The following is a 21054-nucleotide window of genomic DNA, read 5'->3' on the forward strand; positions in this document are numbered from 1 at the left end:
GGGGGGATGGCAATTGAAAAAAAGTGCTTTGAACCGCAATAAATACGCAGCTTTACTTTTTGTTCTAACGAGTACATTGATTTTTGCAGGATGTGGGAGCAATCAAACGACTTCTGTAATAAGTCAAGCTAAAGAATCACCCAAAGCGGCATCCAAAGAGATTACGATCGGTTTTGTTGTAAAAACGATGGATAATCCTTACTTCCAGCTCATGAATAAAGGAGCTCAAAAAGCGGCAGATGAACTGGGCGTGAAGCTTGTTTGGAAGGCGGGACAAAATTCTACGGATGTTGCGGCTCAGCTCAACATCGTACAGGACTTGATCCAGCAGCATGTGAGCGCAATTGTTATCGCACCGATCGGACCGGAAGCCATTGTACCCGCGATTGATAAAGCCAATGGAAACGGAATTCCGGTTGTGATCGTCGATACGCGCGCGAGCGGAGGTAAGATCGTTTCTTTTATCGGGTATGAGAATCTGAGCACAGCTGCTGATATGGGCAAATTTGTGGTAGATGCTCTTCTTGGCAAAGGAGAAGTAGGCATTCTTGAAGGATCACGTGGGCAGTCAACCACAGAAGAAAGACTTCAGGGATATCACAAGAGTCTCGATAAAGAACCGGGTATTAAAGTGGTAGCATCCCAGACCGCCAACTATTCTCAGGATCAAGGATTTACCGTGACCCAAAATATGATTCAGGCGCACCCTGACATTGACTTTATTATCGGATCTAACGACGAAATGGCTTTAGGGGCTATACGAGCCATACAGAACGCCGGAAAGTCAGAGAAAATTCGGGTTGTTGGGTTTAATGCTACGCCACTCGCACTGCAAGCCGTTAAAAAAGGCGAAATGCTGGCTACCATCAGCAATCATCCTGATAAAGAAGGCTATAACAGCGTCAAAACAGCTCTTGAAGCAGTGAAGGGAAATGCGGTGGAAGCGACTCAAATGGTGACCACGGAAATTGTAACAGCTAAAAATGTGGATGAATTTTTGAAATAATCACCGGGACTAAACATTTTCACACAGAGGTGGTTCGATGTCTACAGTCCTACTGCGTATGGCAGGCATTTCGAAGGAATTCCCTGGAGTAAAAGCGTTGGAGGATGTCAACTTTACTGTCCGCACTGGTGAAGTGCATGTGTTGATGGGGGAAAATGGAGCCGGCAAGTCCACGTTATTGAAAATCCTCTCGGGGGCATACCAGTGCACCAACGGCAAAATATGGGTTAAAGGCAGGGAAGTCACTGGGTTAAATCCCATTAAAGCAGGAAAACTAGGTATTTTCACGATCTATCAGGAGCTAAATTTACTGCCGAACTTAACTGTGACAGAGAACGTATTCTTGGGGAAAATGCCTCTGGCTAATCGGTTTTTGGGAACTGTTCGATTCAGGGAAATGGTTCTGAAAACCAAAAGTATTTTAGAAGACCTGGGGATTCATGTGAATCCCGATGCTAAAGTACAGGATTTGCCAATCGCGGATCGACAAATGATTGAAATTGCGAAGGCATTATTAGCAGATCCGGATATCCTGGTGATGGATGAGCCGACATCTTCGTTATCCAAGCAGGAAGTTGAAAGATTATTTTCTGTCATACGGAAATTAAAGAGTAAGGGTAAAGGAATTATTTTCATATCGCATCGGATCGAAGAGCTTTGGAAGATCGGGGACCGGATTACGATCCTCCGGGGAGGCCGGGTAGTTCTCGAAAACGCATTGCAAAATGTGGATGAAAATATGCTGATTAAAGCAATGGTTGGTAAAGAAATCAAAGAAAGATTCCCGGGCAATTCTAGTGAAAAGGGGCAGGAGGTGCTTAATGTCCGAAATCTTTCGCGCCAAGGAAAGCTACATGATATCACTTTTTCCTTGAAGAAAGGAGAAATACTCGGCATCGCAGGCTTAGTTGGAGCGGGAAGAACGGAGCTTGTGCGGGCTATTTATGGAGCGGATCCGATTGATTCCGGAGAGATTTACTTGAACGGAAAAAAAACCAGGATTCGTCATCCTAGTGAGGCCATACACCATGGCATTGCGTTAATTCCGGAGGATAGAAAAGGGCAGGGGCTTCTACTTGGAATGGGCATCAAGGAAAATATTACGTTGCCTATCTTAAAATACATATCCCCAATTGGAGTTATTGATAAAACCGAGGAAAAGCGATTGGCGGAAGAATTTAAGACAAGACTGCAAATCAAAACACCTGATGTGCACTTTAAGACGATAAATCTGAGTGGCGGAAATCAACAAAAAGTAGTTTTGGCCAAATGGTTATGTGCGAAAGCTAAAGTGTTCATTTTCGACGAACCCACACGCGGCATAGATGTGGGCGCCAAAACGGAAGTGTACCAAAACATGATCGAACTAACGAAACAAGGAGTTTCTATTATCATGATTTCTTCCGAATTGCCTGAGATTATGGGAATGAGCGATCGGATTCTTGTTATGCACCAGGGGAAAGTGACAGCAATTTTTGAGAAGGATGAAGCAGATTCTGAAAAAATTTTAAGCTGTATGATGGGGAGGTATAAGAATTGAACATTTCTAAGCCCCATTTTCAAAAAGTAGCGAATCGGCGATGGCTTAAGTCCAGCCTCTTACTGCAAATTTTGCGGAAGTACTCTGTGTTTGTTGCTTTAGTGTTGTTCTGTACGGTTATCAGCTTAATGACACCTAACTTTTTGACGATTTCCAATTTATTAAACGTTGCCCAACAAATTTCAGAGAACTTTATATTAGCACTGGCAGCGTTATTGGTCATCATCACTGGGGGAATCGATTTATCGGCGGGTTCTATTGTCGGATTGGCCGGTATTGTCACCGCACTTTATCTTGTTAATGGCGGTAATTTCTTTATAGCCATTCTTGTAGGAATAGTTACGGGCGCAGCTTGTGGCGCGGTGAACGGCTTGTTGGTCGCTAAGACCAGATTATCTCCATTTATCGCAACATTAGGAATGATGGGTATTGCCAAAGGGTTAGCCTTGGTTATTACATCCGGAAATTCGATTGCGATTAGTAATACTTCCTATCAATTTATAGGAAGCGGAAATGTACTGGGGATACCGACGCCGGTTTTAATCATGTTGGTTTTGTTGATCATCGTACATTTCATTCTTAAGAAAACTTGGATGGGCAGATATTTATACGCAATTGGGGGAGGTGAGGAAACTTCGCGATTGTCTGGAATTCGAGTAGATCGGGTTCAATGGGTTGTTTACACAGTAGCTGGTGCCTTTGCAGGACTTACAGCTATTTTACTAACATCCAAATTATATACCGCTCTGCCAACTGCAGCTGAAGGCTATGAGTTAAATGCGATTGCAGCTGCCGTCATCGGCGGGGCAAGTCTAATGGGTGGGGTCGGTGGGGTATGGGGAACTTTATATGGTGCCTTACTGATTGGTATAATAAGCAACGGTTTAAATTTACTGGATGTATCTTCATTTTGGAAGCAGGTAGTCATTGGTGCAATCATTATTATTGCCGTTCTCATTGACCGATTCCGAAATCGTGCTAAATAGGATGGAAATTAGTTAAGCTGATCAAATTAGGGTTTAGAGAAAGGTAGGATGAACATAATGACAGTTCGTAAAATTAATATCAGCGAAGTTAGCAGTGACCAGACGCTTAAAAGTGAAGAGGGCTGGGTCCGGATGGAAGTTAAGTGGGTATGTACCGAAGATACGATGGGATCTCAATATACCACTTTCGGACACACCATATTCGGTCCTGGAGGAGGTGCTCATGAGCTCCATGCTCATCCGAACGCGGAAGAGATTCTGTATGTTATTCGCGGACATGGCATCGCGATCAGCGGTGACGAGCAATTTGAAATTGGTCCAGGAGACCTGCTGTTTGTTCCAAAAGGAGAAAGACATTATTTCAAAAATACACATCCGACAGAAGAAATGGAAACCGTATGGCTCTATGGCGGTGCTCCTTCTTTAAAGAAAGCTGGTTATGTGCAGGTTGATTAATACAGTTATTTAATATTTCTATATCAAAATTTATTGAGGGAGTGAAGAAAATGAAAGTAGGATTCGTAGGTCTAGGTAACATGGGGTTTCCCATGGCTCAAAACATTCTTAAAGCAGGACATGAATTGGTGGTTTATAATCGCACAGCTTCCAAGGCTGATCCATTGATCTTGCAAGGTGCTAAGTTTTGCGCGACGCCTGCTGAAGTGGCTCGTGAGGCAGGTATTGTTCTTAGTATGCTAGCGGACGATGCCGCTGCGGAAGAAGTTGTTTTTGGCACAAACGGGATTTTGGAAGGACTGCCATCAGGGGGGATCCATGTATCTACAAGCACGATCAGCATTGATCTAGCGAAGCGGATGGCCGATGCTCACCAAGCTCACGGTCAACAGTGCGTTTCCGCTAACGTTTTGGGCCGTCCGGATGCAGCGGAAGCGGCTGAACTTCGCGTCATGGTAGCCGGTCCGGCAGAAGCGCGTGAGAAAGTTTGGCCGGTTTTGGAGGCTTTAGGAAAAAATATCTTCGTAGTCGGAGATGAGGTTCAAATGGCCAACGTCGTCAAGCTCGCGAACAACTTCCTCATTATCGCCATGCTTGAGGCACTATCAGAAGCTCTGGTGCTCGTGCGTAAGCATGGCGTAGATTCTGGGCAGTTCTTAGAGGTTGCAAATTCGTTTTTCCGTTCCCCGATTTATCAAAATTACGGAAGAATTATCAATGAACGTCTCTTTGAACCGGCCGGGTTCAAAATGAAACTAGGTCTGAAGGACGTAAAGCTTATGCTGCAAGCGGCGGAGGCTGTGTCTACGCCACTGCCAATTGCTGACTTAGTACGAAACCACTTTTTGGAGGGAATCTCACGCGGCTGGGGGGATCTGGAATGGGCAGCCCTAATTAAATCACTGGAATCGGACGCTGGATTAGACTAGGAACAACCTGAGGAGCAGCATGGGAGGGCATCGGTTTACTTTAGAGTGAACATAATGCCCTCTTTTTTATGAATTATTAATGTAAGCGGATTCATTTTGATGTGAAATGATGTGAAACACTTACAAAATAAGAAAAGAGGGATTAGCATGAGGGTCAATCTTAAAAACTTAACGGTACAAGTAATTATTGCTATTATTATCGGTGTTTTTATTGGACAGATTTTCCCTACATTTGGTGTACAACTGAAAGTGCTAGCCGATGTGTTCATTAAATTAATTAAAATGGTTATCGTCCCCATTGTATTCCTAACTATTGTCATAGGCATAAACAACATGGGCAGCTTAAAAAAGGTCGGCCGCATCGGTGGAAAGGCACTGCTCTATTTTGAGCTTGTAACAACACTTGCCATGATTATTGGCGTCTCCGTGATGTACTTCGTTCAGCCTGGCAAAGGTATGGATACCAGCCAGTTAGGCAAAGCTGCTGCGGATGTAGCCAAGATTACGAAGCAAGCAAATGATGCCTCGCAAGGCTGGATTGATTTCCTCGTGAATATTGTTCCTGATAATGTTATTGGCGCGTTTGCTAAAGGCGACATGCTTCCTGTATTATTTTTCGCACTTCTGTTCGCTTTTGCCCTTCTGCCATTGAAGGAAAGGTCAAAACCGTTAACAGATCTTCTCGAAAGACTCAATGAGGTCTTCTTTAAAATTGTTGGCATCATCATGCGCGTATCGCCTTTAGCAGCAGGCGGCGCAATGGCTTTCACGATCGGCAAGTTCGGAATCGGTTCTCTCTTCTCGTTAGGGAAGATGATGGCTTGTGTCTATATCACTATGTTCTTATTTATCGTAATCGTTCTAGGGCTGATCGCGCGATACTTCGGGTTTAACATTTTTAACTTGCTTAAATTCATTAAAGGAGAAATATTGCTTGTCTTAGGAACATCTTCTTCTGAATCCGCATTGCCAAGTTTAATGAAACGACTTGAACAATATGGCTGCTCTAAATCTGTTGTTGGCCTCGTCGTTCCAACGGGATACTCCTTTAACCCTGATGGAAGCTCACTCTATATGGTTATGGCGCCATTGTTCATCGCTCAGGCTTTCGACGTACATCTGAACTGGGCTCAGTTACTGACAATGCTTGGTGTAGCGATGCTTATCTCTAAGGGAGCCGCTGGTGTCTCCGGTACTGCTTTCGTTGCTACAGCATCTTTATTGACTGCCCTTCCGGGTCATATTATTCCAATCGAAGGTATGGCTCTGCTCCTCGGTGTCGACCGATTTATGTCTGAAGCACGGGCGATCACCAACATGATCGGCAACGCCGTCGCGACGGTTGTGATTTCGAAAAGCGAGAATCAGTTTGATAACTCGAAAAGTAAAAATCTCCCTGTTGCGAATGAGGATAATGCATTCTCGGTATAGCAAATCTATTTGAATAATGGATACAGCCCTTACTCTATTGGAGTGGGGCTGTTTATGATGGGAAGAGAGAAGATTATATTTAAGGGTATTACTGGACTCCTCCCACTTGGTATAACAGGCTACTGCTAGATGCTGTATTTGATGTTTATTATCATTGGTACAATGAAAGTTAAGGAATCTCTTTCAATGAGCTTAAATTTTTGCTAATCCAGTTGCGGTTTTTAGACTTGCACTTGTTGCAGTGCGTGCAAGTCTAATGTGCTTTTTTGCATTATTATAAATCCTCATTTTTCAATTGGTTTTCACACTTTGCCATTTCAAATTTGGTCCCTCAAATGGGCAACTTTCAAGGTTAATTAATTTCATGAATAATTATGCATAAATTGCATAATTGTATAATCTCTATTGCAATTAATTTTGAAACAGAAGTGTTGACTGGATATACCTAGAGGCAAAATCTAAATAATTATGAAACAAAATAAACGGAGCCGCGCGGGTTTGCGGACTCCGTTTTATATTTATTTATGAAACATCACAACGATTTGTTGCAATATTCCTTGGAAATTGTTTTTATACGAAATAATGAATAAATATACAACAGGGCAAACGATAATATTTTTCGTTTGCCCATTTTCATAATAATCGTAGAATTAATGGAGCTGAGGAATTATGAATACTAAGAAATTGCTATTTGTCCCCAAAGTTTATGAAGATGAAAGTTTAGTTAGCTATATTTATCGATTAGCTAATGTAAATAACTATGATAAAGCTTGGATATTTGAGGTGCTAGGAATAGATCTTAGTAAAATACGTACCCATGGATTTCAACTGGGAAATGAAAAAATAGATACATCCATTCTCGCTGAAATTACTGGAATTAATCAAGTTGTATTTGACGACTTATCTTTGAATATTAAAAATTCAAATTCAGTAATTCAAAATACAATTGAGCGATTTGCTATTAGAAATGTAAAAAAACAGTTCTGTCCGTTATGTTTAAAAGAAAGTATTTATTATAGGAAAATTTGGGATATAAATATTTATACAAGATGTCATATTCATAATTGTTTATTAATGTGTAGATGCATAAATTGTAATAGATATATGACAAATCAAGATATTTTAAGTGATTTATGCAAATGTGGATACATGATATCGAACAATTTGATTATAGGGTGTGAAAATTCTGATTTAGGACAACTAATATCAAAAAAAAATAATAAAAATAAAAATCAGATAACCCCAAAAATTTCAGAGGGATTTGAAAAGTTAGAGATTGATTTAATATTGTACCTAATAATATTCTTATCTATAAAAATTTCAAATGGTTTTTATCAGAGAAGAATTGCATTCACTGAATCTAGTGATGTTCAATTTAATGATAAAATCGTTAACGAAGCTTTCGGTATTTTTATTAACTGGCCGCAATCATTTTATGATTTTTTGAATGAATTCAAAAAGATACCTAAAAAATATCATCTTCTAACGGGATTAAAAAGAGATTATGGACGTTTTCATGTTGAAATGAAGAAACTATCTCTAACCCCTAGTTTTAGATTTTTTACCGAAGAATATATGAAGTATATACAAAATATTTGGGATGGAGGAAATGGTCCGAAATTCTTAAATGCGACCTTAAACAGCAAATATATTAGTGCAATTCAGGCGAGTAAACTCCTGGGTACGAAATCTATTAATTTTTCAGCACTAATTAATGAAGGTTTACTGGAAGGTATAATTGTTATTAGACCTTCTAAAAACTTAATACTAATCGAAAAACCCTCTTTAGAGAACTATAAAAAGCAAAGAGAATTAGCCGCAAAAAATAATAGAAACCAGATCGTAGATGAAACAGTAAAAGAATTAGGGTTTATTACAGTGAGAGAAGCTGCAAAGAGATTCGAAAACATCAAATACAACAATGACAAAAATAGCAATAGATCACTTAGTTAAAAAAGGTCATAGGATCTTTATTCTGGAAAGTTTTGTAGATAATCTGTATGAGTTTGTAAATAACAAAAGTAAAACTTTCAACGGTGAAACTAATAATCCGGCCACCACCAAAAGAAACAAGGAGAATCACGACAATAGTCCATCTAAGAATGATCCGAAGGATGCGCTTGTCATTGCCGACGTGGTCAGCCGAGGATTTTACTATGAATACTCTCGACAAGCTGCAGTCTTTCAAAGGTTGAGAACAATGATGAGTGATCGGGAATATTGGGTGACAAATAGTGTACGGCTGCAGAACCGAATCATCCGCTGGATAGACATTCGCTTCCCTGAATATTTTTCTGTGTTTAAAGATTGGACCTGCAAACGTTCCTTGGCTACGCTTAAGGAATTCCCATTTCCGCAGGATATAGAGTCTCTGTCCGTATCTGATGTGATCACTGCTTGGAGAGCGCATATGCAGCGAGCCGGTGGTTCCACTGGCATGCAGAAAGCTGCGCAACTTATCTCTCTAGCTAAGCGAAGTGTAGGCGACAAGACTGCTCCCAATGAAGCGAATCAGGATTTACACCGACTCTTGCAAGAGTTCGAACGGATTGTTGAAATACTAAATGAAATTGAAAAAGATATCCAAAAATTGCTCAGTGAAATTCCTATGGCCGATCAGCTTCGATCTATCAAAGGACTAGGCTCAATCTGTACGGCAGCTATTCTTTCAGGTGCTGGTGACCTTAGACAGTATGCGCATGGGCGCCAATTATTACGTAAAGCCGGCTTGAACCTAGCCGAAAGCACGTCGGGAAAACGTAAAGGACAGATCGTGCTTTCTAAAAGAGGCGATGCTACGCTGCGAAAATATCTATATCTAGCCACGATCCAGCTCGTAGGGAATAATCCTGTGTTCCGACAGTTACATGAGAATAATGTTCAAATCAAGCATATGAAGAAGCAACAGTCTGTATTTAAACTGCTTGGAAAACTGGCACGAATCATCATTAGTATTGTTCAAAAAGGAGAAACTTTTTCTCCTGAGATAGCTGCTCCAACGTTTACGCAAGCTGCTTAAAACGAACTTAAAGATCACATAGATTGACTCATTCGCAGGATTTCAAAAAAGAAAGCACGGAGAACCGAGCTACTGCCCGGCAAGGGCTTCAGACCCATCCGCTAAACGCTATCGGTCTCCACGCCTTGGTCAGGTGTAACGAAGGAATGTGAGGGCATAGACCCGTTGAGCCATGGGATGGTGAACGCCAAGGAGAAAGTGGAGTATGCGTGCAGAAGAATAGCACTTGGAGAAATGTTCTACACGTTTCTTCTGTTCCCGCATATCCAAACATGGAACGACGGTGTTTAATAAGCTTACTTTCTGGACGACAGCTGTTATACATGGCGATGAAATCCTGCGAATGAGTGAGTAAATGTGAGATAAACCCTTAAAACCGAGGGACGGGCAGTAGAGTGGAATAACCAAGATAGAAATACTGTAAAATGATGGAAACTTTTATGGATGCTGAACGTCTAAATGATTAGTAGTTATTAAGGAAGAGGGGATTTCATGAGAAAATTTTTAATCGTTGCGATTTTAAGCTTGTTTTTGCTGAGTGCATGTTCATCTCAACAAAAATATTCTGAACAAACTAAACCTACTCAATTAATATCAATTACATTAACAGATGCTTATCCTGGGAATTTAACAAATGTAAATAGAGTCGAATTGTTTGATGGTTCTTCAGGGGAAAGAAAAATAGTAGCAGATCGGACAATAATTCAAAACTGGCTTAACCAAATTAAAGATATTAAATTAATACCTGAAAAGGATCAAGGTGTAAGGGCTGGGGACGTATTTGGAATTACTTTATATGAAGGCGAAGTTAAAAAATTTGGGTTTCTATCAGGGAATGTAAACAATGTATATTACAAGACCAATAAAGATTTCGTAGAACCAATCAGAGCCTTATTTAAGGAACAGTTTGGGAGACAATTCTAGGCAGGCTTTTCGGTAAGATATATCATTAAGCTAACGGAAACTATAGTTGAACAAACCACAAAAGGCTGCCGCGTGCAGCCTTTTGTGTTAAGGGCAGTATAACAAAATAAGTAATTAGGTAATAACAATGAAACATACACTACGCATGCATCAAACCTGACATGAAAATTTCGCTTAAAATATTTCCTAAATAAGGAATATTATGTTGTATTTTCGTGGACGTCTATGAAAAAAGCTCCTATTGTTAAGAATGACGCGTTATCCATCATTCTCCACAAAAGGAGCCCACCATGGATAACAATAAAAATATTCGAGTCATTTGTCAATGCTTATATGTATTAAACCTGCCCAAACAGCGATTCTTCTGGGACGATCATCGGACTCACAAATTGTACTCGGGTAGAGCCATTGGGCTACACGTTCTTGCACAATTGCTGCAATTAAAGTCCTATGAAGATATTACGGAGCAACTGCAAGCTCATCCTGAGCTAGGTCAAATCTTTGGTATGACATCGGTTAGCGGTCCTCAATTATCCCGGGAAACGAAGGCACTGTGCACAGACACTCTACAGGACTTGTTCTACCATTTGATTGGCCAAATCCAAGAAAGAACCAAGGATGGTAATGGTTTCTCTCCTTCCATCGGGAGATTACATCTGATTGATGCCACAGATATTAGACTTCCGGATTTTCTTGGAAGCTGGGCAAGGTGCGGCTCACGAAAAACGGGTGTTCGACTGCATGTCCGCCTGGTAGTAGCTGACTCGGATACCGTCTTTCCTGATAAAGTAATCGCCTCTACGGTAAATGTTCGGGAAGCAAAGGTATCACTCGAACTAACCCTTGAAGATGACGTTACTTATGTGATGGATCGGGGCTATGAAAAGAGTGAGCATGTTGAGAAATGGCTAACAGACGGGATTCAGTTTGTTGTTCGGGTCCGCGACCTCTTACAACTCCATCCGGTACCAGGTACGGAACGAACGATTCCATCGTCAGAATCTGCCCAAACTCGAATTCTACAAGATGTTGACGTCCTTACGAACAAAACGACGAAGCCTGCGCGTTTGGTTGCCTTTGCAGATGAAACAGGACGGCAATACCGCGTGCTAACAAGTCGATGGGACTTAACGGCCGATGAGATTGCGCTGATCTACAAGAACCGTTGGCGGATAGAATTATTCTTTAAATGGGTCAAGCAGCATCTGAAACTTGTAAAGCTGCACGGATCCCATCCTGACGGAGTATGGAACCAACTGTTTCTGTCGCTGATTGCTTTTGCAGTAAGCTTATTACTAAAGCTTAATCTACAGACCCCAAAAACACAGTGGCAAGTACTGAAACTAGTAAGGACCTACATGTATAAGATGTGGGAAGAACTGGAGAACGCGGTATTTCGTCCGCCCACTCGGAAATCCCGAGGCAGGCAGAAGGTAAATGGATTTGGACCTTCATGCAAGTTACCGCAGCGGATTATATTACTTTAAAACTCGGAAAACAATACACTTAATTACCAATTAAATGGTAAAATGCGTCACCTTATATGAATATCACTTTTTTGGCGCTTACACCAAAATGCCGATTGTAAATAAATTCAATAAATACCTAAATATTTAATTTTCTAGAATCTAACCAGCATCGCGTCTTTGATGCAAGGCTAATGTGAAACATATCCATGTTTTATCTGTCAAAAATTTAAGGGGAGCGGATAACAATGAAATATAAAATCGGTTCAATCTCGTTCGTAATATTTTTAGCTTTAACTTTTGGGTTAGCGGTATATCAAGATAGTCAAAAAAAGAAGGAATACATGGTTGAGTTTCCTGCCATTGAAGATGTGGTTTCAGCTGCAATAGATATTGGCGGACACGGACCACCAGATTCGAATAATCAGCCAATTCAAATGGACTTAAATAATAACATGCAAAAGATAACAGTCGCCAAAATTATATATTGGCTTTCACATGCTGAATATATAGGTCCTACCCGTAACCAATTTATATCACATGGCGGTGGACCGAATGAGTTTGTGATGAAGACCAAAGATGGAAAATTAATAAGAATCTTCGATGCAATTGATCCCATATCAATCGTTATCTCAAGCGGGTGGATGGCTACTGGAGTTTCAGTAAGCGATCAGGTGACCATTTCATATGATAATAAAATCTTTCGATCAAAATCGCCAGATTTAAAACGATGGATTCAAACTGATATGAGTAAAATAATTGAGGATCGATTAAAAGAACAACAAAAGCAGGGATCTTAACGAAGTATTTCATTCTTTGTTTACAATGGAGAACTATATTTTAGGGGCTTGCTTCGACGCAGCTCCTCTTTTGTTTATTAAACCGAGGGACGGGCAGATTTGTGTAACGAAACCAGCACGCTATTTGTACCCAAAAGGGTAGGTATTCAAAGTAACGAACCACGTATACGGAATTTTGATTTAACAAAGCGATAACATATTTTTCGGCTATCTGGGTAGGTCTTACAAAATAAAATAGTTGCAATAACATCCTATTCGGTGTATCATGAAATTAGTTGCAATAACATCCTATTAAAGGGGGGGATAATGTGAGCGAGCATTGGAGGCAGAATGACAAGGGCGCAGCGGAATCGCACGGTCAATACATCTCAGCCATCTACCGACACATGCAGGTACTGATCTCAGCCGAGTTGGCACCATATAGAATCGGAAGCGGACAGTATATTTTTCTGATGGCGATTGCGTTTCGGCAACCAATCACTCAGAAGGAGCTAAGTAAGAAACTGCTCATTGACAAAACGACTACTGCCAAAGCGATTACCAAGCTGGAAGCAGAAGGTTACGTACGGAGGGAAGTCGATCCCGCCGACAACCGCTATCATCTACTCTATTTGACGGACTCGGGACGTGAGGTGATACCTAAGGTGCAGGAAGCGCTGGCCCGCGTTAAGAACAAAACGCGGAAAGGTATTACCGATGCAGAGTATGACTTGTTAGTAAGCTTGCTGAAAATCGTGCTTCGCAATCTGACCGAGCAGGAGGAGACGTAAGATGAGCAGGTACGGGAGAACAGACTTGACAGAAGAGCTGTTGACTTGGGCTGGCGTTACAAAGCATCCTCATCGGTTCGGAGGGGTGGAAATTCAGCTAAACGAAACGGAAATCGGGCATCTTCACGGCAACCGCTTGTTCGACCTGCTTTTGTCGAAATCCGAACGCGATCGGTGGATTGAAGAAGGGAAGGCAAGTCCACATCATATGTATCCCGATTCAGGCTGGGTATCCGTTTATTTGAATACCGAGCAAGATATTGCTTGTGCCATTGAAATCGCGCGTTCTAAATATGATCAAATAAAATTGAAGGGTGAGATGAAAAATGATTAACGAGGAATTCCCCTATGAGAAAAAGCGAAATCAAGTATTCGATTTAGAGATGGCATATGTAGAGGTTGGTAGTGGTGATCCAATCGTTTTCTTGCATGGTAATCCAACATCCTCCTATCTCTGGCGTAACATTATTCTTTATGCACAAGAATATGGGCGCTGCATTGCCCCTGATTTAATTGGGATGGGAGATTCTGATAAATTACCAGTTAGCGGTCCTGACTCCTACAGCTTTTTTGAGCATCGGAAATATCTCGATGAGCTTCTCGACAAACTTGGAATCCATAAAAATATCACTTTCGTAGTACACGATTGGGGTTCGGTTTTGGGATTTGATTGGGCACGGCGGCATCCTAGCGCTGTGGACGGCATTGTTTATACGGAAGCATTTTTCAAACCGGGTAGCTGGAGCGAGATTTCAGAACAAGGGCGTAAAATTTTTCAGGCATTGCAATCTTCAGAAGGAGAAAAGATGATACTGGAACAAAACTCTTTTCTCAATGTCAATCTTCCCATTAGTATTTTACGTGAGTTGACGGAGGAAGAGGTGGCGCAGTATCACCGTCCCTTTATCGAACCAGGCGAGGGGCGTCGTCCGATGTTATCTTGGGCACGACAACTTCCTTTTGATAGCGATTCAGCGGTGGCCGAAATTATCACAGCTAATGGAGATTGGTTAGCACAAAGTCCCATTCCAAAACTATTCATTCATACCAAAAATGGAAGAGCTCCAGAATCTCACTTAGATTTTTGCCGCAGTTGGCCAGAGCAGACAGAAGTCTCGGTGCCGGGAATTCATTATCCAATGGAAGATGCCCCTGATGAGGTTGGGAAAGCCCTTGCTTCTTGGTTGAAAAGGTTGAAATAGAATCTAGACATTATGGATAACGGGGTTTACACGATCATGGAAACAAAAGGGACAGAGCAAACAGGAGAAACATTAATGCGTATCGTGATGTTCACAGTTACCCTCTCATCGATGAGTGTACTATGTACTTCCCGACATTAGTAAAGAGTTTCACCTTACGATTGCAGAGGTAAGCTGGCTCTCTTCCTCTTACGGTCTGATTTATGCGATCGGAACGGTAACGTATGGGAAGCTAGCAGATCGATACAAGCTCAAAAATTTACTGACGTTTGGATTGGTCATTTTTACGATTGGTTCCCTTGATCGGCCTTGTTTCCCAAACCTTCTGGATGGCACTGATGGGAAGGTGTCTGCAAGTAGTCGGAGCTGGTGCTATACCCGCAACAGCGGTACTAATCCCAGTGCGCTATTTCGCTCCAGAACGTAGAGGAAAAGCATTGGGAATGATGGCTACAGGCTTAGCTCTTGGTAGTGCTTTGGGTCCTGTTATTTCTGCACTGATTGTTAATGTAGCTCAGTGGCGATACGTATGGCTGAGAAATTTGAATTAACGTTGCGTTTAACGAATTGTAGGGTCGACAAATGCTGCTCCTCGAAGCTATCTCATTAGAATTTCAATTAGCAGCCCCAAAAAATATCGAGGCATTAACTTTAAAGGTGTTGTTCCGCTCCCTCGGGGAACTATAGTTCAATCACGACATGAAGGCAGCCGGCACAAGGGCAGGTTAGTTCCAATATGTGTGAATATAGTTTATGTAAGACCAATAAATTAACACGGGCTAACCCAGGTGATTTGTATTAGTTTAACCCACGAATTTTTCCTTCTAAGCAACGATTTTGATTTGAATGACAGATATGAGATTATACGGGGTGTAAAAAAACGCCGGTGACCTTAAGCAGGTGACCGGCGTTAATAGCTGTCCCGTCAACAAGGCAGGACGCCAATCACAACGAAAACTAATGAATGTGTAAGTAGCTAAAGGAGGCCCATATGTATGACGTCTTATACCTCTGACCGTATTAAAATCCCGCCAGGATTTTGGGCAGGATTACGTCAATTAGGGATTGTCGCCTACGACGTAGCTCGCAAAGCACGACTGCCGCTCACCATTATTACTGAACCAGTAGTCACCACCGCCCAATATTTCGCGATCTGGCAGGCTTATTCCGATCTCATTGGTGACACTGCCAAAGGAATCATCAAGCTTGCGACCGTCTTTGAAACAGCGAAGTACCCACCGACCGTCTTAGCGACTTACCACGCTCGTGACTACCGCGACGCTCTAAACCGAATGGCTCGGTACAAACAACTGTGCCCCCCCGAAAGCTTACGTATCACCGAGGATGGCGAGCACTGTACAATCGAACTGGAATGGCTGTATACTGAGCAACCCGTTCCGCCGATGCTGGTTGGTATCACGTTGGCATTTCTTCTGGAGCTTGGGCGCCGGGGCACAGGTCAACCTTTGACGGCGCGGTTCGTCGAATTTTCGCACTCAATGGGCGATGTACAGGCCCTTGAAGCTTACTTCGGCTGCCGTATCCGGATTGGTGCAAAATGTAACCGGTTGACGCTACATCGAAGAGATCTGGACCGCCCCTTTGTCTCGTACAACGAAGAGTTGCTGGAGATCCTGACTCCCGTTCTGGACCGATCGCTCAATGAACAGCAGCGCAGCCGCTCAATTACCGAGATGGTCAAATGGATCATGAAACGTAGCCTCACAGGAGGGCGCCCCGACATTCAGGCTGTCGCGAAGGAGTTGGGTATGAGCGATCGTACCTTGCAGCGCCGGCTTACTGACGAAAACACGAGCTTCAAGCATCTGTTGACACAAGCTAGACATGAGCAGGCACGAGAGTACTTGGCAGACCCCTCGCTCGATATTAAAGAAGTGGCTTTCTTGATTGGATATGAAGACCAGAACTCGTTCTACCGCGCCTTCCGCCTTTGGGAAGGTGATACTCCTTCAAATTGGCGTACTGAACATTTAGGTGCAAACTCGATATCAGAAGGACGGCTAGGAATGCCGACTATGCATTAATAGAATTCCCAACCTAACCAATTCTACAGACAGCTAGTATTTACTGAGTTTTATCATTTGGCGTGTTAAACAAGAACTTTGGCGCAATATGCTAGTTACTGAACAATCCAGACAAGGTAATATAATCACTATCCGGAGCACAAGACTGTTTTAAAAATGACTACTAATCAGCTTGCTGTGAATGACAAACGAATGAAAGGGGCGATTTTAAAGGGGAGTTGATCATGACATAGTTTTGAAGAAAATTTAAATCATTAGATGTTAAAGATGACAAATTGACTTTGTCTTAAAAGTAAATTTTTTAACACTATATTAAAAGAAGGGTAACCTAATAATAACTACAAAAGAATAGGAACGTTTTTTTATATTAACTTTTATAATCATTATAAGTAGATTAAAAGGAGAAATGTATTATGGATATGGGATTAAACAATAAAACAGCTTTAGTTACAGGATCTACGAAAGGTATAGGTAAAGCAATTGCCATTGAACTTGCCAAAGAAGGTGTTAATGTACTAATTAATGGACGAAATTATGAAGAGGTAGAACGAACAGTAAATGAAATTAAGTCGGAATTCCCGGCTACCTCTCCTCAAAATGCTACAGCCGATATTGTGGATATTGGGCAAAGAGAAGCTTTATTTAAAAAATACCCAAATATTGATATTTTAGTTAACAATATGGGTATTTATGAAATTATGCGATATGAGGACGTTGACGATGAAGTATGGGAAAAATACTTCCGTACTAATGTTCTTGCTGCAAATGGATTATCTAAATTTTATTTGCCTAAAATGTTGAAAAATGATTATGGCCGCATTATCTTTATTGCGAGTGAAGAGGCAATTATGCCTTCAGGACTAATGCCGCAGTACTGTATGACAAAGTCAATGCTATTATCATTGTCAAAAAGCTTATCTAAATTAACAAAAGGAACAGAAGTTACAGTCAATACGATCATGCCAGGACCAACACTCTCTGAAAATGTGCATCAAATAATTGAGGGTATGTACCCTAATGAAGATATGACTTTTTCAGAAAAAGAGAAAGAATTTATGACTACAAACCTACCTCAATCTGAAATACAGCGATTTATCAAGCCTATTGAAATAGGTAGACTAACTACATTTGTATGTAGTCCTTATGCATCCGCATTTAAAGGTTCTCCAATCCGTATGGATGGGGGAATGGTACCGACTATTTTTTAACATTTTTTCTATTTCAAATATTGTATATAGGTTTAACAAATGTATAACAAATTTATTAAATATATCTATATTATTCATGTATCAATGAACCTTTTTCACCTTATCGCGAATCCAACGGTCGAGGGAGATAGCGAAGGAGCTGGGGATTTCGCGGTCGTATGTGTCTCGGATTGAGAAGCGGGCGCTGATGAAGCTGTATCATGAGTTTTATAAGGCTAAAAGGTAAGGGTTATGAATCGCATACTTCATTTATTTGTGATCAAGTAATGGAGGCGAAGTGAATGACTTTAATCCATATCGAAAATGTTAGTAAATATTACTATATGGGCGGAGAAACCATTCGAGCATTAGATGACATTTCTTTAGATATTGAGCATGGCGAATTCGTGGCCATCATGGGCCCGTCTGGTTCTGGTAAATCTACGTTAATGAACATTATAGGTTGTTTGGATATTGCAGATAAAGGTGCCTATGACCTTGATGGTAAAGCAATTAACCTTCTTAAGGATACTCAACTCGCTGAGATTCGCAATCAGAAGATTGGCTTCGTTTTTCAAAGCTTCAACTTGCTGCCGAGATTAAGTGCGTATGAAAACGTGGAATTACCTTTAATTTATCGGGGAATGACGAAAAGGGAACGAGAGCCATATGTTCTGCAGGCGCTGGAATCCGTGGACTTACTAGATCGTATGGGACACCTTCCCTCGGAATTATCCGGTGGGCAGCAACAGCGTGTCGCCATTGCCCGAGCTTTGGCAGGAGATCCGTCGATTATTTTGGCCGATGAGCCTACAGGCGCGTTGGATTCGAAGACGGGCGTTGAGATTTTAGATCTTTTAAAGAAATTAAATGCACAAGGTAGGACGATTGTTTTGATTACGCATGATCTTTTGGTTGCGAAGCAGGCAAAGCGGATTGTTCGTTTTCGGGATGGGCGAATGCATGAGGATGTGTCGTGAGTTTTGTAGGGTCAAGCGGTGGAGAAACAGACAATCATCGTTGAAGTGTCTATAAATATTATTCAAATAGTTGGTGTTGTTGAAGACCGGTACTCCGTGGAATATATGGGGTGCCGGTTTATTATTTTATTATTCAATGAACAATTTGTAGATATCAAAGAAAAAGGTGAAGCCATCAAGCTATTCCAGCTGCCACCTGAAACCGCCACACATTAAAAGCGCAATGGACTAGGAGAAACATGTTCCTGTTCCATTGTGCTTTTTTGTTTTGCAACCATTGTACCTAGCGGGGGCTTCCTCTAATGCTTGTGCGAGCCCACCAATGAGGGGGATATCATATATGTTACCGTTGTCTGCTATTACGGGGGAAGTGGCGGCTTACGCTAACTGTAATTATGCTTAATAAAATAGCGGAAGTCTAGGGCTTTATTTCGTCCAAGGCTGCCGCTGCTTCTAGAATGGATGTTCTCTCAATCAATTCGCAGCGCCTTCTGACGTCGTTTCTTCAAATATGATGATGGAGATGATGAGTTATATACCGCTGCGTTCATTACTGCAGAGCAATGATGGAGGAGACGCAATTTTGACGAATATCGCGTTTTATTCTATCATGTTTGGCATTCCCTCTTAATCGCAGCTCGTGCAGATGAGTGACCCGCAGAGACGGGCCTTGTCATGTTGTCGATCGCCGGCCTTTAGCGTGCGGGTATAGAGATTAAGGATGGAAAAAAGGAAGGATCCATCTTCCTTATCAAACAGACACGGACTTGTTCCTACCTACTACCGCAATCCTTAAATGAAGTCGTTAAATGTACATCAACAAGTCGCCAAAACAGTAGATCAGGCTTCATAATTTTGATACTTTCTTAGCATAGTCCGCTGAGCAGCGACTTTTGGTGTCAGGTGGATCTATAGGAACATCAAGAAACGGTTCTCCTAGATCATTCGGGAGGACCGTTTTTTTAATAGGATGATTAATTTTTGTTACTAACCACTTTTTTTCATGAGATCAGTTGTGGTTTTTGTATAGAGGCGATATTTAGTCAGGTTAGTGAGGTCATTCTTTTAAAGAGTGACCTCTTTATTAATTTAAGCTTTGTTTGAATGTTTTGGACGATAAATAAACAAAGCTGCAATAAATACACACAAATCCAACGCGATGGCTAATTGAGGAGGCGGTTTCCCGACCCCTTTCTTAAGTAAACAATAAACCGCTGCACCATTCATAGGGTGCAGCGGTTTATTGTTTTATGGTTTCATAAATTACGATTCGTTTAAATTCCCCGTAGATTCGCGAAAGATGGGCTTTGTTTGTACGTGAGTAATTTGAGGAGGCTTGAGAGGATTCTCAACCCTGGATAACAATATTTCACCAGCTAGAACTCCTATTTCGTCCCGGAATATATGGACGGTTGTCAAATGAGGTTCTACGATCTGCGACTCAGGAGAGTTATCAAATCCGCAGATAACAATATCCTCTGGTATTCGTACATTTTTATTTTTTAAAATCCTCATCACGTTAATGGCAATAAAATCATTCGTACAAACAAATGCAGACGGAAGGTTCTTCATGTTATCCAACCGATTTTCAAGCCATTTAGGATCCGCAATATATCGATCTTCTTCAACTATGCAAAATAAAGGGTCGAGCTGTAAATGAGAGTCTAGTAATGCCCTGTTAAATCCAGCCCATCTTTCATTAAAACTTTTACAATGATTGTAATCACCAATAAAGCCAACACTTGCATAACCATTATCGATTAATTTCTTTGTCATATAATAAGAACTTTGTTCGTTCTCCATTAGAATAATATCTGCATGAAGTTCGGGATAAAAGATATCCGCTGTGGAATCTATAAAAATGGATGGGATCCCCAAGGAATTGATTAATTGGGTGTATTTCTTGTCAAATAACTCAATACAAACGATTCCGTCTACTTTATTAGTATCGAAATTATTAGGAAGTACTAAAGAAGAAATGTCCGATTCTCGAACAATGTGGATGGATAAATTAAAACCATCGGAACTGATTTTTTTTTCAAGCCCGCTTAGTGATGAGGCGCCAAAATGAGAATTGCTCGGCATGTTTGACGTTAAAAGTGCAATGTTGCCTGTATTTTTGGTATTTAAAGTGTCCGTATCTATAAGAGCAAACTGTTTATAATTTAACTCAATCGCACGTTTTAATACCTTATTTCTTGTTTCTGCAGGAATATTATCACTCCCGTTTAGCGCTTTAGAAACAGTATTCCTGGATAGTCCTAAGGAGTCCGCGATATGTTGTATGGTGATTTTTTCTTTACTCATGTGCTT

General features: G+C 41.3%; 20 protein-coding genes and 2 pseudogenes. 21 read left to right on the forward strand and 1 reads right to left on the reverse strand.

Annotated elements, in window-relative coordinates; translation table 11 throughout:
* Positions 1 to 13: 13 nt before the first annotated feature.
* The 21 genes and pseudogenes from QFZ77_RS15500 (at position 14) to QFZ77_RS15600 (ending at position 18957) form a co-directional block, all read left to right on the forward strand.
* On the forward strand, positions 14 to 1006 hold the full coding sequence (locus QFZ77_RS15500) for a sugar ABC transporter substrate-binding protein (RefSeq protein ID WP_307440886.1): 993 nt from the start codon (positions 14 to 16) through the stop codon (positions 1004 to 1006).
* 37 nt (positions 1007 to 1043) lie between these two features.
* Positions 1044 to 2546: a sugar ABC transporter ATP-binding protein gene (locus QFZ77_RS15505; protein WP_307440887.1), complete on the forward strand. Its 1503-nt coding sequence runs from the start codon at positions 1044 to 1046 to the stop codon at positions 2544 to 2546.
* On the forward strand, positions 2543 to 3532 hold the full coding sequence (locus QFZ77_RS15510; RefSeq protein WP_307440888.1) for an ABC transporter permease: 990 nt from the start codon (positions 2543 to 2545) through the stop codon (positions 3530 to 3532). The genes QFZ77_RS15505 and QFZ77_RS15510 overlap by 4 nt, the downstream gene beginning before the upstream one ends.
* 57 nt (positions 3533 to 3589) lie before the next feature.
* Positions 3590 to 3988 carry a cupin domain-containing protein gene (locus QFZ77_RS15515; protein WP_307440889.1) on the forward strand — a complete coding sequence of 133 codons (399 nt, stop codon included), beginning with the start codon at positions 3590 to 3592 and terminating at the stop codon, positions 3986 to 3988.
* Between the two features lie 50 nt (positions 3989 to 4038).
* Entirely contained in the window at positions 4039 to 4917 is an 879-nt protein-coding gene (locus QFZ77_RS15520) for an NAD(P)-dependent oxidoreductase (RefSeq protein ID WP_307440890.1), read from the forward strand.
* Positions 4918 to 5064: 147 nt separating this feature from the next.
* Positions 5065 to 6348, forward strand: coding sequence for a C4-dicarboxylate transporter DctA (gene dctA, locus QFZ77_RS15525; RefSeq protein WP_307440891.1), 1284 nt, complete (start codon positions 5065 to 5067; stop codon positions 6346 to 6348).
* Between the two features lie 669 nt (positions 6349 to 7017).
* A complete protein-coding gene (locus tag QFZ77_RS15530; RefSeq protein WP_307440892.1) occupies positions 7018 to 8301 on the forward strand; it encodes a TniQ family protein in 1284 nt (427 codons plus the stop codon).
* Positions 8270 to 9367, forward strand: coding sequence for a transposase (locus tag QFZ77_RS15535; protein WP_307440893.1), 1098 nt, complete (start codon positions 8270 to 8272; stop codon positions 9365 to 9367). The genes QFZ77_RS15530 and QFZ77_RS15535 overlap by 32 nt, the downstream gene beginning before the upstream one ends.
* 165 nt (positions 9368 to 9532) lie before the next feature.
* A complete protein-coding gene (locus tag QFZ77_RS15540) occupies positions 9533 to 9658 on the forward strand; it encodes a hypothetical protein (protein ID WP_307440894.1) in 126 nt (41 codons plus the stop codon).
* A 201-nt stretch (positions 9659 to 9859) separates the two neighbouring features.
* Complete coding sequence (locus QFZ77_RS15545) at positions 9860 to 10291, forward strand: hypothetical protein (protein ID WP_307440895.1); 432 nt, start codon at positions 9860 to 9862, stop codon at positions 10289 to 10291.
* 290 nt (positions 10292 to 10581) lie between these two features.
* Positions 10582 to 11778: an IS4 family transposase gene (locus tag QFZ77_RS15550; protein ID WP_307440896.1), complete on the forward strand. Its 1197-nt coding sequence runs from the start codon at positions 10582 to 10584 to the stop codon at positions 11776 to 11778.
* A 227-nt stretch (positions 11779 to 12005) separates the two neighbouring features.
* Positions 12006 to 12557 (forward strand): hypothetical protein, encoded by a 552-nt coding sequence (locus tag QFZ77_RS15555; RefSeq protein ID WP_307440897.1) that lies wholly within the window; start codon positions 12006 to 12008, stop codon positions 12555 to 12557.
* A 308-nt stretch (positions 12558 to 12865) separates the two neighbouring features.
* Positions 12866 to 13327, forward strand: coding sequence for a MarR family winged helix-turn-helix transcriptional regulator (locus QFZ77_RS15560; RefSeq protein ID WP_307440898.1), 462 nt, complete (start codon positions 12866 to 12868; stop codon positions 13325 to 13327).
* Position 13328: 1 nt separating this feature from the next.
* Entirely contained in the window at positions 13329 to 13661 is a 333-nt protein-coding gene (locus tag QFZ77_RS15565) for a luciferase domain-containing protein (protein WP_307440899.1), read from the forward strand.
* On the forward strand, positions 13654 to 14529 hold the full coding sequence (locus QFZ77_RS15570; RefSeq protein ID WP_307440900.1) for a haloalkane dehalogenase: 876 nt from the start codon (positions 13654 to 13656) through the stop codon (positions 14527 to 14529). The genes QFZ77_RS15565 and QFZ77_RS15570 overlap by 8 nt, the downstream gene beginning before the upstream one ends.
* Positions 14530 to 14565: 36 nt before the next feature.
* Positions 14566 to 15062, forward strand: a pseudogene (locus tag QFZ77_RS15575) (MFS transporter); the annotation flags it as partial.
* Between the two features lie 462 nt (positions 15063 to 15524).
* Positions 15525 to 16574, forward strand: a complete 1050-nt coding sequence (locus tag QFZ77_RS15580; RefSeq protein WP_307440901.1) for a helix-turn-helix transcriptional regulator — start codon at positions 15525 to 15527, stop codon at positions 16572 to 16574.
* A gap of 413 nt (positions 16575 to 16987) precedes the next feature.
* On the forward strand, positions 16988 to 17782 hold the full coding sequence (locus QFZ77_RS15585; RefSeq protein WP_307440902.1) for an SDR family NAD(P)-dependent oxidoreductase: 795 nt from the start codon (positions 16988 to 16990) through the stop codon (positions 17780 to 17782).
* A 121-nt stretch (positions 17783 to 17903) separates the two neighbouring features.
* Positions 17904 to 18008, forward strand: a pseudogene (locus tag QFZ77_RS15590) (sigma factor-like helix-turn-helix DNA-binding protein); the annotation flags it as partial.
* 55 nt (positions 18009 to 18063) lie between these two features.
* Positions 18064 to 18741, forward strand: a complete 678-nt coding sequence (locus tag QFZ77_RS15595) for an ABC transporter ATP-binding protein (protein WP_307440903.1) — start codon at positions 18064 to 18066, stop codon at positions 18739 to 18741.
* An 18-nt stretch (positions 18742 to 18759) separates the two neighbouring features.
* Positions 18760 to 18957: a hypothetical protein gene (locus QFZ77_RS15600; protein WP_307440904.1), complete on the forward strand. Its 198-nt coding sequence runs from the start codon at positions 18760 to 18762 to the stop codon at positions 18955 to 18957.
* Positions 18958 to 20004: 1047 nt separating this feature from the next.
* On the opposite strand, the gene QFZ77_RS15605 is transcribed toward QFZ77_RS15600, so the two are convergent.
* Positions 20005 to 21048 (reverse strand): LacI family DNA-binding transcriptional regulator, encoded by a 1044-nt coding sequence (locus QFZ77_RS15605; protein ID WP_307440905.1) that lies wholly within the window; start codon positions 21046 to 21048, stop codon positions 20005 to 20007.
* Positions 21049 to 21054 lie beyond the last annotated feature (6 nt).

It is taken from the genome of Paenibacillus sp. V4I3 (assembly GCF_030817215.1).
Classification (GTDB): Bacteria; Bacillota; Bacilli; order Paenibacillales; family NBRC-103111; genus Paenibacillus_E.

Bases quoted from the DNA above. Each gene is read 5' to 3' on its own strand.
- QFZ77_RS15505 (WP_307440887.1), top strand. From the start codon at position 1,044: ATGTCTACAGTCCTACTGCGTATGGCAGGCATTTCGAAGGAATTCCCT.
- QFZ77_RS15515 (WP_307440889.1), top strand. From the start codon at position 3,590: ATGACAGTTCGTAAAATTAATATCAGCGAAGTTAGCAGTGACCAGACG.
- QFZ77_RS15520 (WP_307440890.1), top strand. From the start codon at position 4,039: ATGAAAGTAGGATTCGTAGGTCTAGGTAACATGGGGTTTCCCATGGCT.
- dctA (WP_307440891.1), top strand. From the start codon at position 5,065: ATGAGGGTCAATCTTAAAAACTTAACGGTACAAGTAATTATTGCTATT.
- QFZ77_RS15530 (WP_307440892.1), top strand. From the start codon at position 7,018: ATGAATACTAAGAAATTGCTATTTGTCCCCAAAGTTTATGAAGATGAA.
- QFZ77_RS15535 (WP_307440893.1), top strand. From the start codon at position 8,270: ATGACAAAAATAGCAATAGATCACTTAGTTAAAAAAGGTCATAGGATC.
- QFZ77_RS15545 (WP_307440895.1), top strand. From the start codon at position 9,860: ATGAGAAAATTTTTAATCGTTGCGATTTTAAGCTTGTTTTTGCTGAGT.
- QFZ77_RS15550 (WP_307440896.1), top strand. From the start codon at position 10,582: ATGGATAACAATAAAAATATTCGAGTCATTTGTCAATGCTTATATGTA.
- QFZ77_RS15555 (WP_307440897.1), top strand. From the start codon at position 12,006: ATGAAATATAAAATCGGTTCAATCTCGTTCGTAATATTTTTAGCTTTA.
- QFZ77_RS15565 (WP_307440899.1), top strand. From the start codon at position 13,329: ATGAGCAGGTACGGGAGAACAGACTTGACAGAAGAGCTGTTGACTTGG.
- QFZ77_RS15570 (WP_307440900.1), top strand. From the start codon at position 13,654: ATGATTAACGAGGAATTCCCCTATGAGAAAAAGCGAAATCAAGTATTC.
- QFZ77_RS15580 (WP_307440901.1), top strand. From the start codon at position 15,525: ATGACGTCTTATACCTCTGACCGTATTAAAATCCCGCCAGGATTTTGG.
- QFZ77_RS15585 (WP_307440902.1), top strand. From the start codon at position 16,988: ATGGATATGGGATTAAACAATAAAACAGCTTTAGTTACAGGATCTACG.
- QFZ77_RS15595 (WP_307440903.1), top strand. From the start codon at position 18,064: ATGACTTTAATCCATATCGAAAATGTTAGTAAATATTACTATATGGGC.
- QFZ77_RS15605 (WP_307440905.1), bottom strand. From the start codon at position 21,048: ATGAGTAAAGAAAAAATCACCATACAACATATCGCGGACTCCTTAGGA.